Genomic DNA, 16,999 nt, shown 5'->3' with positions numbered 1-16,999 from the left:
GTATTGAAACGATGATTATGACCTGTTTAAGGAGGGGATGAACATGAAATTTACGGTCCAGTATATCCCGCTGAACAAGATCAAACCCGATTTATCGTTGAAAATTACGGAGCACATAAAGAAGCTGCAGAGATTTATGTGGGACTGCATGTTTGTTCTGGTAGTCAGAAAAAGTAAGAAGGATGACAGCTATATCATTGTCAGCGGACAGGATCGCTACGAGAATCTACGAAAGCATACAAAAAGCATCTATGCGCCTTGTATTATTGATAAAAGCCATTCCTCTAGTCTTCCAACCTTGTTCAATCGGTTTCGGAATAAACAACCATTAGATGATTTTCCATTAATGCCGAAAAGCTGGTCCATCGTCCGTTCCTTCTTAAAGCAAGAACCCCGATTTAAAAATTTAACCCGGTCCCAACAAATTAGAGTCCTAATTTTGGCAGCGAAATACAAGAAAACTGTCATTTACTCGATGAAAGCGATGGTGAATGAAATACTGGAAAATGATGATTCAATAAAATCCATTAAATAAAAGGCCAAATCGCATAAGATTTGGCTTTATTTTTTCCATGAATTTTTTTAGTTAAGACTAAAGTTGTAGTAATCTTCCACCTATTTGCGAATAGAAGTTCATTTATTAATCTCTTATGATTAATTTATACTAAATAATGGAGGAATGTTAAATGATAGAAGGCTTGTTTGAAACTCATTTGCCCGTATCAAATTTAGAGAAGTCGATCCTTTTTTATCAAAAATTGGGGCTGAAACTTGCTTGGAGAGAGGAGAGCACTGCCTTTTTCTGGCTGGAAGAAGGAAGGAGCTGGCTTGGTTTATGGCAGGGACAAGAATATCAAACTCTCTATCATCCATCATTACGACATATTGCATTTCGAATTTCTTATGAAAACATGAAAAATTCTTTAAACTGGCTCAATTCTCTACAGATTCAAGCTGTACCATTTGGAAACAGAACTTCCGTTGAACCTTTTGTTCGCCCACATCAAGGGAATGCTTCCGTCTATTTTAAAGACCCTGATGGAAATAGTTTGGAGTTTATGTGTTTTATTGATGTCCCAACGGCATTCAAGCATATTACCGATAAGCTTTCACTTGAAGAATGGGAAAAGTTAGTTCCAACATTCGTGTAAAGTGAAAGGAGGGAATCGCAAAAACAGGGCCTTATGAAGGAAGAGCGGGATGTAAGCGCTTAAATGGTAGAAAAATTAACAATAATAGAGTAATAGGAGCTATTTTGGCGCTTTACATTTCACTGCTGCAGGATTATTATCTTGCCTATAGGAAACAATTTCATATTTGCCTAGTCCCGATAGGGAACGGAGGAACCAATTTCTTGGGGTTAATTCTACAGGTTTGTAGAAGGGATGTTTCACTCTTTCGCCATCCTACCCGTCAGCTAACTTCGTCGGATAAAGCGAAGGAGGTCAAAAGACCGCCTTATGGAAGGTCCTTTTTTTGTGCTTTTTTACAAGAAAAGATCTTTCATGTTAGTGGTCTTTTTTTGTTTGCTGTTAAAAGGGGGACTGCAAAAAGAGGTTTATTATACGTTGAATTCTCAAACACTATGGGGTAAGTAAATTTTTGAAGTTTATCGTCAAAGGGGAATAGGAAGTGACTCATCCATCACATTATATCGAACCGGCTTTAGTCATAATCGCTTTAATCGCGATTTGGCTGGCTTTTTCGAATTTCAACAGTGTTAAGCGTATTTTTATTGGAAGGCCAATGAGAACCGCTGAATTGAATGCCACCCATAATAAATTGATTTGGTATATCGCCTTGCCGATTCTTTCGGCTGACCTCTATTCTTCTGTTGCTTATGGTCCGGAATCGGGCATTACCGAATTAATGAATTTGGGAGCACAGGCGAAGTGGTTTATTGTACCGATTACGATTTCAACCGTTGTTTTGTTGGCGATCTTAATCATTTCCTATATTATGGGAATCATTGCCTATCCAAATGGCGGGGGAGCGTACGCGATTGCCAAGGATAATTTTAACCAACAGTGGGTTGCCTTAATTGCTTCTAGTGCTTTACTTGTCGACTATGTCTTAACGGTGGCCGTTTCGGTCTCTGCTGCATTAGAAGCCGTTACCTCCGCCTATCCGATTGTTGCCCCATACGAAACCGTTTTGGCTATTTTATGTGTGTTTATCTTATTAATGGTTAATCTTCGCGGAGTGGCAGAATCAGCGAAAATTTTCGCCTGGCCAACACTGGGGTTCATGGCCTGTATGCTGTTGCTTGTTGTTACCGGCTTATTCAACGAGGTTCGTCACGGTTTTGTCCAGTCGGTTACACCGCCATTTGGAACGTTTCCAAAGGGGTTATCTATTTTACTCCTATTAAAAGCGTTTAGTTCAGCTTGCTCTGCACTAACAGGGATTGAGACCATTTCGAATGCTGTTCCGATTTTTAGAGAACCGCAGCAAAAAAGTGCGATTAAAACGTATATCGCATTAGGGACGATTACATCTGTTACACTTCTAGGTTTTGCCTACCACTTGTATGTGAGAGGCATAACCCCTGATCCAAACAATACCATGCTTTCTCAATTAACCGAATATTATTTTGGACATGGAATTTTGTATCAAATCATTATCTGGTTTACATTTATTGTCCTTATTCTAGCTGCCAATTCAACCTTTACTGGTTTTTCCCAATTAGCAGCGATTGTTGCGGCTGATGGATTCCTTCCGCGCGGACTTACGAACAGGGGAGACCGTTTAGGTTACTCTAACGGGGTTATGACCTTGGCGGCTACGGCAAGTTTGCTTATCATCGCCTTTCACGCTCATACGAATGCCCTCATTCCACTATATGCCATTGGTGTGTTCTTATCTTTTACGGTTGCGCAATTTGGATTGGTGAAACGATGGAAACGTGTGAAGGGGTCTCAGTGGAAAATAAAAATGACCATTAACACAGTGGGGGCAGTGATTACTACACTAGTAGCTGCCATTTTTGCCTTTACCAAGTTTACGAGTGGGGCTTGGATCGTTCTCATTGTCATCCCAGCCATTATTTTATGTTCTTTGGCCATCCAGCATCATTATCAGGATGTTGCTGGCGAGTTAAAGATTGATCTAAAAACAACACGTCCAGAAACAAGAAGAGTTGTCACCATTGTCCTTGTCTCAGGCGTGCATCGGGTCGTTCAACACACTTTATCATTTGCAAAGAGTATTAGTGAGGAAAATTTATTAGCGCTTTATGTAGGGTTTGACGACAAGTCCATTGAGAAAATGGAGGAAAAGTGGGAGGAATGGGGAAACCCCTGCCGTTTACTTACGTTGAAAAGCAAGTATCGATCTGTGTTAGATCCTGTATCAAGATTGATCAAAATCATTGAGGAAAAGGATGAAAACACACTCATCCAAATTGTGATCCCGCAATTCATTCCGAAAAAATGGTGGCACAATTTATTGCATAATCAGACTGCCTTGCTGCTTAGACTGTGGTTGTTTAGATACAAGGATGTGATCATTTCGACGGTTCCATACCATTTGAAAAAGTGATTATAAGGGAGTGCAATTCTTTGTTGCACTCTCTTACTTTATTTATGTAAGAATTAAACATTACATTTTTTTACAAAAAACGTGGTTGGCTCAAAGTACCACCCTATTATTTTCCACCTGGTTCCCCGAAGCAATAAAAATAGTGGAGTGCATCCATTCTTGCGCTCCACTATTTTTATTTTACCTTAGGATATGGAGTAAGGATGCTTTCTTGCAATTTAATCATCTGGTAATATATCAATAATGTTTATTTTTTGTACGACACTCCCTTTGGTTTTCGTATATGAGGAAGGTGATATGAAAGATGGAAATCAAAAAGCTGCAGGAGAAAGATTTATATAAACCGATTCAAAGATTTTTTTCCCGTGAAGGCTACGAGGTTTATGGTGAAGTCAAAGACTGCGATATGGTAGCCGTGAAAGAGGATGAGTTAATCGTAGTTGAATTAAAACTCACATTAAGTGTGGACCTTTTAATTCAGGCTGCTAAACGGCAGCGGTTGACGAACAAAGTTTATGTGGCGATCCCGAGACCAAAACACCGATTAAATTCGAAGCGTTGGGGGGATAAATGCCACTTACTTCGCCGGCTGGAATTAGGTCTCATTGTTGTCTCGACCTCAGGGAAAGGTTTAAAAGCTGAAATCCTCATTCATCCATCTCCCTTTAAACGTAATCAAAGCACAGGACGAAGCAAGCACAAGAGGGAAGCCATCTTAAAAGAAATATCCGGTCGCAGTGCGGACTATAATATAGGAGGCAGTAACCGCACAAAAATTATGACGGCCTATAAAGAAAACAGTATTCAGGTTGCCTGTTATCTTAAGAATTTTGGTCCGTTATCACCGAAGGCTCTTAAAGAAATGGGAACTGGCAATAAAACCTCCTCGATCTTAACGAAAAACTTTAATGGCTGGTTTGAAAAAATTAAACGAGGAACCTATGCAATCAGTGAGAAGGGGGAACAGGAAGTAAAGGAATATCCTGAGTTAATGGATTATTATTTAAAGACAATAAAGTCAAAAGAATTCGAGCTGAAACATTTTTAAACTGTATCTACGAAACTAGCGAAAAAAAGGTGGTTAGACATGGGAGATTCTTTACAAAATGGTTTGGTGATTTCACGATCCAAAAGGTTACGGATGGCCATTATTCTTGGTTCGCTTGCAGCATTTGGTCCATTGTCCATTGATATGTATTTACCTGCACTTCCTAATATTGCAAGTGACTTTCATACAAGTCCATCTTTTGTGGAACTTAGCTTAACTTTTTTTATCTTTGGTTTAGCCATTGGACAGCTGATTGCTGGTCCCATTAGTGATGTGAATGGGCGCCGAAAACCGCTGTTGTTTGGCTTAATTATGTATTTGATCGTGTCGATTTTGTGTGTATTTAGCCCTTCTATATGGGCGTTAATACTCCTGCGTTTTATTCAAGGATTTGCCGGTTCTGCTGGTATCGTCATTTCAAGGGCAATTGTGCGTGATTTATATTCAGGTACGGAACTCACTAAGTTTTTTGCCCTGCTTGCCTTGGTCAATGGGCTTGCCCCAATTCTTGCGCCTGTCGTGGGTGCCCAGCTGCTTAAACTGGTTCCTTGGCAGGGGGTGTTTGTTGTGTTAAGTGCGATTGGTTTTGTCATGTTTTTTGTTGTTCTTTTTGGATTGCCCGAAACACTTGATGAAGAAAAACGTCGGACTGGCGGCATTAAAAATACATTAACCATCTTTCTTAAGCTATTAACGGATCGTAGCTTTATCGGGTATGCATTGGCACAGGGATTGGTGTTTGCGGCCATGTTTGCCTATATCTCGGGTTCTCCATTTGTGATCCAAACACTTTATGGAGCTTCCCCGCAAATGTTCAGTCTTATTTTTGCCGTCAATGCATTTGGCATCATGATTAATAGTCAAACAGCAGGGAGACTGGCAGGAAGGGTCCATGAGTCAAAATTGCTTGCTTTTGGTTTGGGTTCATCCTCGATAGGGGGAATCCTTTTATTGCTCCTATTACTGATGCAGGCAAAATTAATATTCATCTTAATCCCATTATTTTTTGTTGTATCTAGTGTGGGAATGGTAAGTACGGCAGGATTTTCTCTTGCCATGCAAACACAGGGAAAGAATGCCGGAAGCGCTTCTGCTTTGTTAGGAGTCCTTTCATTAGCTTTAGGTGGTATTGTGGCGCCTCTCGTTGGAATAGGCGGGGGACACACCGCCATCCCAATGGGAATTGTGATTGTTTGCGCAGGGTGTGGAGCCGTATTATCATTTTTAATACTGGTTCCGAGGAAACAGACAAAGCTTGACAGTTAAATCAAGGGAAAGGCCATTCCAATATTGGATGGCCTTTCATATTTCTTTTGAAACTTGGATTGTTCTTTATATATAGAAGAGATAGAATAGTATCATAGTTTTTGTTGTTCAGAATAGAAAGGTTGGTCATATGCTATCTCATCTAGACCCGTCAGTCTTGCTTATTTTAATTGTCTTTGGCTTTTTAGCCGCATTTATCGATTCTGTTGTCGGCGGGGGTGGGCTGATTTCCTTGCCGGCCTTGTTATTTACAGGACTGCCTCCAGCCGCTGCGGTAGCAACCAATAAATTGGCAGGATCCATCGGCTCTTTAACGAGTACGATTATGTTTTATCGTTCAGGAGAATTGGATTTAAAATCTGTTTATAAGTTATTTCCCCTTACGTTTATTGGTTCGATGCTGGGTGCCTATACTGTCCATTTAATGAATCCTGAATTGCTGAAGCCATTGATGCTTATCATGCTTGCTGCGGTTGCGATTTATACGATTTTCAAAAAAAATTGGGGCAGTCATTCTTCCTATAAAAAATTGTCATTCCGCCATCTGTTTATTTTTATGATACTAATCTTTGCCATTGGATTTTATGATGGTTTCATCGGTCCTGGAACTGGATCCTTTTTAATCTTTTCCTTTTTAATGATAGGCTTTGATTTTTTAAAGGCCGCCGGGAATGCGAAGTTTTTAAATTTTGGAAGTAATATTGCGGCACTAATCATGTTCATTTATTTAGGACAAGTCCATTACGCCTATGGAATTCCGATGGGGCTGGCTCAAGTGGCGGGATCCATTTGCGGCTCAAAATTTGCCATTAAACAAGGCAGCGGCTATGTCCGTGTTCTGTTTATAACGGTTACTTTTTTATTGTTAGCAAAAAATACTTTTGATTATTTTCATTAAATCATACCCAGCTGCCAAATTTGGCAGCTTATTTTTTTCTAAGTGTGGCATTTACTTGTAGTAAGCAAGTAGTTTGACAGCACACCATTGTTTCAATATATAATAAACATTGGAAATTTCATGTTTCATTGTTCCTATTTCTTCACATACTAAAATAGTTGTCATCATTTCAAAGCCATCACAAAAAGAATATACATATTTTTTAGGGGGAATTTTTACTTGGACACGACAAATGCAGCAAATGAACCACTTCGAACCACACCGATTTTTACCGTTTTGCTTATCGGGGCGTTTGTAGCCTTTTTAAATCAGACGGTCATTAATGTGGCATTGCCGCAAATTATGGAATCCTTCCAAATTTCAGCTGCAACGGCCAACTGGTTAAGTACCATTTTCTTGTTAACAAACGGGATTGTCATCCCGGTGACTGCCTTTTTAATGCAGCGATATACCACTAGGCAATTATTTTTATTCTCTATGGGGACTTTTGCGATTGGAACTATGGTATGTGCGGTTGCACCAACTTTCCAAGTGATCCTAGTCGGTCGGGTGGTACAGGCAATCGGGGCTGGAATTCTTTTTCCATTAATTACGAATGTTATTTTTACCATTTTTCCAATGGAGCGCCGCGGATTTGCTATGGGCATCTTTGGTGTAGCGATGAACTTTGCTCCAGCAATCGGGCCGACTTGGGCCGGATGGGTGATTGAAACGTATTCCTGGCATGTCATGTTTTATATTATTGCTCCGTTTGCTCTCATTGACTTTTTTCTCGCCATTTATTTTGTGAAAAATGTTTCAGAAACAAGCCGTCCAAAGCTGGATGTACCTGGGGTTATTTTATCAACAATCGGATTTGGCGGTATTCTTTATGCCTTTTCAACAGCCGGAACAAAGGGTTGGGGTAACCTTGAGGTTGTTACTTTGTTCGTGGTTGGAGGCTTGAGTTTGGTTCTATTTGTTTGGCGTCAGCTAACCGTTAGCCATCCTATTTTAGAATTTAGGATTTTTAAATATAAAATGTTTACGTTAACCACGATCATTAACGTCATTGTTACGATGGCCATGTTCTCTGGAATGATCTTAATGCCGATTTATATGCAGAATATTCATGGCTTCAGCCCGCTTGAAGCAGGGTTTATGCTCTTACCTGGCGGGGTCGTGATGGGAATTATGTCGCCGATCACGGGAAAGCTATTTGATAAATATGGTGCAAAATGGTTAGCAATTATCGGGTTGGCAATCACGATTCTAACCACCTACGCCCTAACAAGACTTGAAACGTCTACACCTTTTTCCTATGTTTTGTGGGTTTATACGGTGAGGATGTTCGGAATGTCTATTCTGATGATGCCGATCTTTACAGCCGGTCTTAACGATTTGGGACTAAGCTTAAATAAGTACGGTACGGCGATGGTCAACACGTTTAGAATGGTTGCGGGCGCAGTAGGAATGGCCTTTTTCGTCTCGATTATGACCAATAATGGAGTGAGCCATGTCAAAACCCTCGTGAGACAAACACATGTTGATACAACTGATAAGATACAGATGGCAATGGTCATAAAACAAGGAACCGTAATGGGAATCAACGACGCATTCATGGTCGCCACCTACCTAACCATAGCAGCCTTTATCCTATCCTTCTTTATCCGCTCACGTATACCAGGAAAAACAGAAACAGAAAAAGTACCAAATAAAAGGAAAATAAGAGTACTGGGGTCAGACCCCCAGTGATTTAAAGCTTTAACGTAGCGGGGGACTGACCCCCAGTGATTTAAAGCTTTAACATAACGGGGGGATGACCCCCGTTATTCTTTTATGCCGATAACACGAATTCTTTTGTAGTCTGCAATCCAATTATTGTTTTTATAGTGGCTTGTTTTTAGGTTGTGTTCTACTTTTGTGATGATGCTATCTTTACTATCTGTTGGTATATCTTTGAATAGGTCATTGCAGAACATATCGATCCAGTTTCTTAATCCACGAGCTCCATTTAAGTTTGTTGGTCTATCAAAGTGCTGAGCAAAGGTTACTCTAAATCCGGTTTCTTCCATTAACGATGAATATTCAGCTATACTTGGATAGAACCATGGGAATTGTTCGTTTTTAAAGTCTAATCCTGCTACAGTTATTTGTTTGATGATTTCATCTGTAATGGTTTGAACGTTTCCTTTCCCGCCAAATTCAGCTACAAATCTTCCGCCATGTTTTAAACTTTTGTAAATACAATTTAGAGCTTGATTTGGCGTTTTGACCCAATGGAGAGTCGCGTTCGAGAAAACGGCATCAAATTCGCTCGTATAGGACAATTCTGTCGCATCTCCAACGATAAACTTAATAGAGGGATATTTACTTTTTGCCTGTGCAGCCATATTTTCAGATTTGTCTACCCCTACAACCTCTACTCCAAAATCAGATAATTTCTTAGCTAAATCACCCGTGCCACAACCAAGGTCGAGAATTTTTTCCCCTTTGACTGGAGCTAATAAGTCAACTAAATTATTCCCATACATTGAAACGAATGAATGTTTTACATCATAAAGACTTGCATTCCAATTGTCTTTTGTCCCTTCCATTTTAATCACTCCTTTTGAATTGGATGTCTGTTAATATTATTTATTAATTTAATAGTATAGTAGGGGCTTAGGAGAAAGTCCATGATAAAAAGAGCCTGGTTACCCAAGCTCTTTTTATTATTACTATGAAGTTACTTTTCACCAGAAATGGCAAGTGTGGATACTGGTTCCACAGGCTCATCTTTCACATCTTTACGAGAGATTGTCAGGTATCCTACAAAAATGACGATGATAATGGTTAAGATAAGGCTAACTAGTCCTTCACCGAATCCAAGGCCGCCACGAGCATGTGACGCTGATATCCAGTCCGAAAAGGAGGCTCCTACCGGGCGTGTCATAATGTAAGCGAACCAGAAGGCAAAAATCTCGTTAAATCGGAACAGCCAATAGCCTATCGCCGGGATGATTAGAAAGACTGTAAATAGTACTCCCGATGAGAAGTACCCCATATGAAGGGTGGAAGCTGTCATATCTCCTGCAGCGGTACCCAGTGCGAACGTACATAGTACAGTGATCCAGTAAAATACCTCTCTCTGAACGGTAAATACACTGTGTATGGAAAGCGTATTTTCAACCCTGTACCAGATGATGAAGATAAGGCCCAAGGCAACTGCGAAAAAGGTGGTGGACACAATATACGGGATGCCCAATATAACATGAACCACATCAGCAGCCATGGTGCCGAATACACTGACCATGACGACAACGAACCAATAAATCGATGCAATATACTTGCGCACTTTGAATTGTAAAAAAATCGAAGCGGCCAAACCAATGACCGCGAGAGCGACCGCTATAATTGGATCTATATGGTTAACAAGATAATCCGAGAACACTTCACCCATTCCGGTGGTCAGCACTTTGGTAATCCAGAAGTAAATCGTAATTTCCGGAACCTTGGTAAGAATTTTTTTCATATTCCCCTTAGAGTCCAAAATGGAACCCTTCTTTTTTATTGATAGAGTATTTTTCAATTTAATAATCTCCTTTATCCTTAAAAATCCACGTGTTCTACTATACATAAACCTTTTTAATTTTAAATAAAGAAGATATTAAAATTTTATAAAGTCATTATTAATTTAACGTCCTTTGCGCAAGTTGGAAAGGCTATCCGACAATAGGAGGAGCTTATCCGCCAGTTGAGAAGGGCTATCCGACAGTTGGAAAAGGCCATCCGACAGTTGGCGGTAGCACATGACTTTTAAAAGGCGGCTGACAGGGAATTACCACCATTTTTTTAAGAACTATCATTGTTAAAGTTCTTGATTTGCCGCCTATTAAACTAATAATTTTTGACGGTACACCCAAATATATTTGAATGGAGGCGAATTAATATAGTTGTACGATGTTAAACACATCCATTATAATTAGTACCTTAAATAAGAATTACGCTCAAAACTTTCATGAAGTTCCAAAAAACGCATATAGGACTTCAATTGTAAGTAACCTCTACATGATCAACAATGTAATTCAACAATGGAGGAGAATATCAATGGAAGAAACGTATCGCTATCGTCAGGAACGAAAACAAGCGGAAAAAGAAAAACAGAATGACTCAAAAAATAAGAAGCCATTCAAAAGAGGGTCTCTTTTGAAAAAGGTATTGCTTGCCTGTTTGGTGCTTTTTGTCGTTTTCATCGGAGCAGGCGCCGTAACATTTGCTTCAATGATCAAAGATGCACCTACATTAGATGCTTCGAAACTAGTAGTCCCGCTTTCTACTAAATTTTATGATCGAAACGGCCATTTTCTCTATGAGTACGGGAAGGAAAAGCGCACGAAAATTACCTATGCCCAAGTGCCGAAAGTGTTGGAGCATGCCTTTATTGCAACAGAGGATGCCCATTTCTATGAACATCATGGGATTGACATCAAACGCACGGCTAAAGCGATTTTCGAGAATATTACTGGTAATTTCGGCTCCCAGGGAGGAAGTACGATTACCCAGCAGGTTATTAAAAACTCTTTTTTAACACCGCAGAAAACATTAACGCGTAAATTTCAGGAATGGTATCTGGCTTATAAATTGGAACAAAAATATTCCAAGCACGATATCTTAATGATGTATTTCAACAGGATTTATCTTGGAAACCGCTCTTACGGTGTAGCCGCTGCAGCGGAGAACTACTATGGACTTGATGCCAATCATTTAAATCAATTAACCCTGCCAGAGGCTGCGATGATCGCAGGGCTGCCGCAAAGTCCAAATAATTATGATCCGACCAAACCAGGAAACTTACAAGCGGCAACAGCGCGCCGAAATCTTGTTTTATCCTCTATGAATAAACAGGGGTATATAACGAAGCAGCAAATGCAGGACGCGAAGAAGGTTCCGGTAACGAAGGGACTTATTAAGAGAACAAATCAAGGTATGCCATATGAGGCCTATCTTGATGCAGCAGTGAAAGAAGTGGAAGGTAAACTAAAGGGCGTCGATATTGGGACGGATGGATTATCGATTTATACAAACCTCGATCCAACAGAACAAGATTATGCAGATAAAATCATGAACACGAATCAGTTGATTAACTATCCAAACGCCAGATTCCAAGGGGCATTCGTCTTTTTAGATTCGAAGACAGGTGAAGTACGGGCCATCGGAAGCGGTCGAAATGACTATCAAGCCACCTTCCGCGGAAACAATTTTGCGGTTGATTTAAGGCGTCAGCCAGGCTCAACCTTTAAGCCGATTTTTGATTATGGTCCTGCTATTGAAAATTTACAATGGTCTACCAATCACCAATTGAATGATCAGGCAACTACGTACTCAACGGGTCAATCCCTTTATAACTGGGATCACCAGTACCATGGGATGTTGTCGATTCGAAAAGCACTAGAATGGTCTTATAATATCCCGGCCCTTCTTACACTAAAAGAAGTGGGAATGGACAATGCAAAAAGTTTTGCCAATCAACTTGGAATTTCGTTTGATCATAATCAAGTGTATGAATCTACCGCAATTGGAAGTAATCCAGTCAATCCAGTAGAAATGGCGGGGGCTTACAGCGCATTTGCCAATAATGGTGTTTACAATGCACCTCACTTTGTTCAAAAAGTGGTCTACCCTAATGGCAAAGTCGTAAGCTTTAAGCCGAAACCAAAACAGGTAATGCATGATTACACTGCTTATATGATTACCGATATGCTGCGGACCGTCGTACACGAAGGAACAGGGACGCCAGCGAATATCCCTTGGTTAGATATCGCTGGAAAAACGGGAACCACCAATTTTGACGAACAAACAGCAGCACGATATGGATTTCCATCCGATGCCGTCAATGATAGCTGGTTTGCCGGTTATACGCCGCAATACACGATGGCGGTTTGGACTGGTTATCCAAACAATGGTCCTGGGAACTATATGGAGGGAGAAACGACTGCTATATCCAAGTATATTTTTAAAGCGATGATGCAGAAGTTTGGAACAGATACCTCAAGGTTCCAGCAGCCTAGCGATGTGTACGAGGTGAATAAGGAGCTTTATATTAGAGGTGCAGCCGAGGTCCCGGTTATTCCAAAACCGGTCGAACAAAAACCAAATAAAGATCAAAAACCAAATAAAGATCAAAAACCAAATAAAGATCAAAAACCAAATAAGGATCAAAAACCAAAAGGCGATAATAAGCCTAAAGGCCCTGGGAAGCATAAACATGGCTAATATGGGTTCGTAAAATGAAAAACAGACTAGGGATATATAAACTACCTAGTCTGTTTTTTTTATTATATGCTCAAATTAACGGTTTTTAATAAACATTATTCCATTAAAATATTATTAATATCCTTGTCCTAGTTATTTGCCGTTACCATCTTCTGCAATTTTCATTTATTAAAAATATATGGAGAGAAAGACGGTGGTTTTATTTGACTAATGGGTTTTATCATTCAGAAGTAATTGATATTGTGACAAGTGTAAATGGGGGATCAAGAAGTAGGATGCATTTTCAACTTACCACAGAAAGTATGTCTGGCGGGGGATTGACTACGTTAACCTACACCGTAACGAACTTCCTGGATTCAAATTGCCTAATTTATTACCTTGCTATTGATGAACAACTATTTCCTTTTGATTCGCCAATCAATCCGGGGAATATCGGGACTGTAAAATTCTCAAGAACGGGTTCCTGTGTTCCTGCTGTGGGCAGTGTATATGTGGAGTGCGGAAACCTGGAATTTGAATTTGGCTCATTATGTACGGCGGTCTTGAATGGGACTTGCAGTATTGCCACTGATAAAATTTGAAAAAAGATCCATCTAAAGGGCTGTCAAACGAGAGTCCTTTATGATATTTCTGGTGCTCAAAATATCAGGTAAAAATTAATTTTTTCGACAAAATTTGCAGAGGTCACCTTTCCCAATCGGAACATAATAGTTAATTTACAAGGAATTTTATTCCCAATATTGAATATGAAAGTAAATGATCTTTCCATTTGTCGATAGACGTCGATAAGTTTTTAGCATCCATCCACATGATTAGGAAATGATTAGTAATACTTATGATTGTACGAAAAATAGCTGTGACGATGGTTTATCAGATCATAGGAATTAAGTAAGAAGGTTTTTGAAATGATACGTTTAACTAATCCGGAATATAAAGCTCCGCTTCCAGCCCTTTTATGGTCCATGACATTTCCTGGTTTCGGACAAATTTATAATAAACAATATATTTTGGGGACTCTATTTATCATCCTGGAATTCATCATTAATAATTTTGCCTGCTTAAATTTTGCCATCATGGAGTCCTTTCATGGGGAATTTCAAAAAGCGCACGATCTTCTTAATTACCAATGGGGAATTTATTATCCCTCCATATGGTGCTTTTCCATGTGGCAGGCCTATAATCGGGCACTCACGATCAATTCCAATTTAGAAGGGAAAACCTATAGGGAGTGTAAGCTAATCGGAGCCCTTTTTGGCGTAACTTTTGGGATGAATATGGGCATCTACTTTCACTTTCAATTTAAGCAATCCATTCTCCGATTTTTAGAAAGTCCTGTTTTTTCAGGGTTAATTCTTGGTATTCTATGCGGGATTATTGGCCATCAGGTCGAAACGGCAATCAAAACAAAGGCTAAATCCTAAAACACAAAAAACAAGAAGACGGCTCTTCCTGTTATTGCTTTATCCAGTATTTGTATTTTTTTCGTGTTGATGATCCTTAACTAACTCTTTTGTTGGCAGTGGTAACGTAATTTCAACGGTCGTTCCCATTCCCATTTCACTTTCAAAGCTTATTTGCCCCAAATGGTTTTCAATTATTTTATAGCAGACCATCAGTCCCAGACCCGTTCCTTTTTCTTTTGTTGTATAAAATGGTTCACCAAGAGTTTTAAGGCGTTCTTTTGGAATCCCGCAGCCTTGGTCCTTAAACCTGATGACAACGGAGTTGGTTTCTGTTTGTTTCTTAATTTGAATATATAAAAGTCCTCCGTTTGGCATGGATTCTACTGCATTTTTAATAATATTAATAAATACTTGTTTTAGTTGGTTCTCATCACAGTTGAGACGGGGAATAAATAGATCGAAATCCAGCTTTATTTCAACATTATACATTACCGATTGTGTATGAAAGAGCTTTAATACATTTTGGACTAACGAGAGGAGGTTTTTTTCCTCAAACACAATGGCCTGCGGTTTGGCCAATACTAAAAACTCATTCACGATAAAGTTAATCCGTTCGATTTCCATCATCATAATTTCCACATATTCATTTGTCTTCTCGTTTTGTCCGCGCATTAATTGTAAAAATCCCTTAATGGATGTAAGCGGATTTCTAATTTCATGGGCGATTCCTGCGGCCATTTGGCCTACTAAATGAAGCTTATCCGATTTTTGAATAATTTCTTCGGTAGCTCGTTTTTTGGTTGTGACATCATTGATGACCGTGATTAATGCGGGACGATTATTATAGGTGAAGGCAACCGCGGAACATTCAATATCCATTAATTCTCCATCCAGCCGAAACATTTTGAATTCATTGTTCCGGGAAATTTCATTATTACTCATAACCGTTTCCATTCTATTTATTACATAGTCGTGATAATTCTTATGGATGTATGTTAAAGGATGTTTTCCGATTAAATCTGATTCTTTTTCTGCACCGAGCAGTCTGAAGCCTTCCTTATTGGCATAAAGGCATTCTTTATCATCATGAATATAAACCGGTTCCGGAAATAAGGAGAGAAGGGCATTCGTATCCTCCTGGCTTTTCTTTAATGTTTCATTGCTTTGCGCTAATTTTCTAATAAAGTAAATCAATAAAAAAAAGATGATTCCATTTACGAAGAGTTCAATGATATTTAATTCAAAATAAGTAATTCCCGGTATTTTGTTGTATTGGAATAACAAAGGCATCAAGAAGGCTGAGATTGCTATCGTGTAAAAAGGGTTCGGCAACAGACTTCTTATTTTGTTTATCGTATTTTTCAATCTTTCCACCCATTTGCATTTTGATAACATAAGTATTAACAAGATTATGGAAAACCAACCCAGTATCTCTAGGCATTTGCCGTTTCAGAGCGAAAATGACTTCATAATCTATAGGGTATTCACCCAAAAAGGAGAGATGCCCAGATGTATCCTTATGGAAATTATCAAATTCCGCAAGTTCAATACGATTACACTCCATATGTCCAGGAAGTTCAATACGACTTTACTCCATATGTTCAGCATGCACAATACGACCCCAACAGGCAGTTAACACAGTTGCTGCAGCTTCCCCAATGGCAGCAGCTTGAACGTAGAGTGAACCAGCTGGAGCGGCAAAATGACCGGCAGGAAAGAGAAATTCTTCAGCTTCAACGCCGGCTTCAACGTGTCAATCAGCGGCTTCGTGCAGTGGAAAGGCAATTACACATACCATTTACGCCATTTGACGGAGAGTTTTAAACAAAATCTAAGGACTGGGTCATTACCCGGTTCTTTCTTGTTTGTAAAAATGAAAAATCGAAAAATATCGTAACTTTTCCTATTCGCCCAATTATTTTTCATTTCTCGTGTTACTATATACCAACAGTTCAAATGGCTGAAAAAATCCTGAATAGATTATCCAGAGCTTATTTAATAGAAGGAAAGGATATTTATATTTAACCTAAGGTGTCGAAATCAGTGAACAAATGAATTTCCTTAAAGATTCAGGCTGCAACCTCATCCAAGGGTATTACATTGGTAAGCCTGTCCCAGTCCATGAGATTTAAAAACTGCCACAACTAAACAGTCTAAACCATTCAAGAGCCATGTAATTATGCCGTTAATTGACACTATATGTGAATTAGCGGTTTTTTTATGCGAAATATATTTGATAATAATTTGATAATTCTGATAAAAAGAACGGGCAATTTAGGCTCACACGCATAAAATAAAATAAGAAACAAAGGGAGGTGAACGAAATGTTGGCTTGGACTTTATATCTGTTGTGGGCAGTCTTTGGTCTTTTGATCCTTGATCTTGTTTTTGGTCTTTTTAAATCAGTGGTAACGAAGTCATTTTCTCCAAGTATTATTGTATCGGCTGTGAAGGATGTTCTTTTCTATGTATACCCATTAGTGTTTGTTATCAACATGCTGTCGATTGATCCTACAGGCTGGATATTATTAATCTTTTACTATGTCGGCAGTATCGGTGTCATTTTGCATTATTTAGTCGCCATTAAAAACAAATGGAGTGCTTAGACAC

Annotated in this window: 15 protein-coding genes and 1 riboswitch; of the genes, 12 read left to right on the top strand and 3 right to left on the bottom strand. The window is 39.3% G+C overall.

What is annotated here, in order from left to right:
* Window positions 1-43: 43 nt before the first annotated feature.
* The 7 genes from ACZ5XR_RS15640 to ACZ5XR_RS15610 all read left to right on the top strand — a co-directional run bounded on the left by ACZ5XR_RS15640 (window position 44) and on the right by ACZ5XR_RS15610 (window position 8,486).
* On the top strand, window positions 44-535 hold the full coding sequence (locus ACZ5XR_RS15640) for a hypothetical protein (protein WP_464497218.1): 492 nt from the start codon (window positions 44-46) through the stop codon (window positions 533-535).
* 151 nt (window positions 536-686) lie between these two features.
* Window positions 687-1,151, top strand: a complete 465-nt coding sequence (locus ACZ5XR_RS15635) for a VOC family protein (RefSeq protein ID WP_464497217.1) — start codon at window positions 687-689, stop codon at window positions 1,149-1,151.
* A 157-nt stretch (window positions 1,152-1,308) separates the two neighbouring features.
* Window positions 1,309-1,447: riboswitch (cyclic di-AMP (ydaO/yuaA leader) on the top strand.
* A 185-nt stretch (window positions 1,448-1,632) separates the two neighbouring features.
* Window positions 1,633-3,540, top strand: coding sequence for an APC family permease (locus ACZ5XR_RS15630; protein WP_464497215.1), 1,908 nt, complete (start codon window positions 1,633-1,635; stop codon window positions 3,538-3,540).
* Window positions 3,541-3,844: 304 nt separating this feature from the next.
* Window positions 3,845-4,588, top strand: a complete 744-nt coding sequence (locus ACZ5XR_RS15625) for a DUF2161 domain-containing phosphodiesterase (RefSeq protein ID WP_464497214.1) — start codon at window positions 3,845-3,847, stop codon at window positions 4,586-4,588.
* 39 nt (window positions 4,589-4,627) lie between these two features.
* Window positions 4,628-5,854, top strand: a complete 1,227-nt coding sequence (locus ACZ5XR_RS15620) for a multidrug effflux MFS transporter (RefSeq protein WP_464497213.1) — start codon at window positions 4,628-4,630, stop codon at window positions 5,852-5,854.
* A gap of 130 nt (window positions 5,855-5,984) precedes the next feature.
* Window positions 5,985-6,752, top strand: coding sequence for a TSUP family transporter (locus ACZ5XR_RS15615; RefSeq protein WP_464497211.1), 768 nt, complete (start codon window positions 5,985-5,987; stop codon window positions 6,750-6,752).
* 219 nt (window positions 6,753-6,971) lie between these two features.
* On the top strand, window positions 6,972-8,486 hold the full coding sequence (locus ACZ5XR_RS15610; RefSeq protein ID WP_464497210.1) for a DHA2 family efflux MFS transporter permease subunit: 1,515 nt from the start codon (window positions 6,972-6,974) through the stop codon (window positions 8,484-8,486).
* 74 nt (window positions 8,487-8,560) lie between these two features.
* Here the strand turns inward: ACZ5XR_RS15610 and ACZ5XR_RS15605 are convergent, their stop codons facing one another.
* Window positions 8,561-9,328: a class I SAM-dependent methyltransferase gene (locus ACZ5XR_RS15605; protein ID WP_464497209.1), complete on the bottom strand. Its 768-nt coding sequence runs from the start codon at window positions 9,326-9,328 to the stop codon at window positions 8,561-8,563.
* A 131-nt stretch (window positions 9,329-9,459) separates the two neighbouring features.
* A complete protein-coding gene (locus tag ACZ5XR_RS15600) occupies window positions 9,460-10,302 on the bottom strand; it encodes a COG4705 family protein (protein WP_464497208.1) in 843 nt (280 codons plus the stop codon).
* 518 nt (window positions 10,303-10,820) lie between these two features.
* On the opposite strand from ACZ5XR_RS15600, the gene ACZ5XR_RS15595 reads away from it, so the two are divergent.
* From ACZ5XR_RS15595 to ACZ5XR_RS15585, 3 genes are all read left to right on the top strand, one after another.
* Window positions 10,821-12,986 carry a transglycosylase domain-containing protein gene (locus ACZ5XR_RS15595; protein ID WP_464497207.1) on the top strand — a complete coding sequence of 722 codons (2,166 nt, stop codon included), beginning with the start codon at window positions 10,821-10,823 and terminating at the stop codon, window positions 12,984-12,986.
* A gap of 203 nt (window positions 12,987-13,189) precedes the next feature.
* Window positions 13,190-13,567, top strand: coding sequence for a hypothetical protein (locus ACZ5XR_RS15590; protein ID WP_464497206.1), 378 nt, complete (start codon window positions 13,190-13,192; stop codon window positions 13,565-13,567).
* Window positions 13,568-13,891: 324 nt separating this feature from the next.
* The gene (locus ACZ5XR_RS15585) at window positions 13,892-14,407 is read left to right on the top strand and encodes a hypothetical protein (RefSeq protein ID WP_464497205.1); all 516 of its coding nucleotides are present in this window, start codon (window positions 13,892-13,894) and stop codon (window positions 14,405-14,407) included.
* Window positions 14,408-14,446: 39 nt separating this feature from the next.
* On the opposite strand, the gene ACZ5XR_RS15580 is transcribed toward ACZ5XR_RS15585, so the two are convergent.
* Entirely contained in the window at window positions 14,447-15,754 is a 1,308-nt protein-coding gene (locus ACZ5XR_RS15580; protein ID WP_464497204.1) for an ATP-binding protein, read from the bottom strand.
* A gap of 144 nt (window positions 15,755-15,898) precedes the next feature.
* On the opposite strand from ACZ5XR_RS15580, the gene ACZ5XR_RS15575 reads away from it, so the two are divergent.
* Together ACZ5XR_RS15575 and ACZ5XR_RS15570 are read left to right on the top strand one after the other, a co-directional pair.
* Window positions 15,899-16,213 (top strand): hypothetical protein, encoded by a 315-nt coding sequence (locus ACZ5XR_RS15575; protein ID WP_464497203.1) that lies wholly within the window; start codon window positions 15,899-15,901, stop codon window positions 16,211-16,213.
* Between the two features lie 500 nt (window positions 16,214-16,713).
* A complete protein-coding gene (locus tag ACZ5XR_RS15570; RefSeq protein ID WP_464497202.1) occupies window positions 16,714-16,995 on the top strand; it encodes a hypothetical protein in 282 nt (93 codons plus the stop codon).
* Window positions 16,996-16,999 lie beyond the last annotated feature (4 nt).

It is taken from the genome of Neobacillus sp. Fa239 (assembly GCF_055395235.1).
Note: the sequence above shows the minus strand (reverse complement) of the source record. Positions and strands in the feature narration are given on the sequence as shown.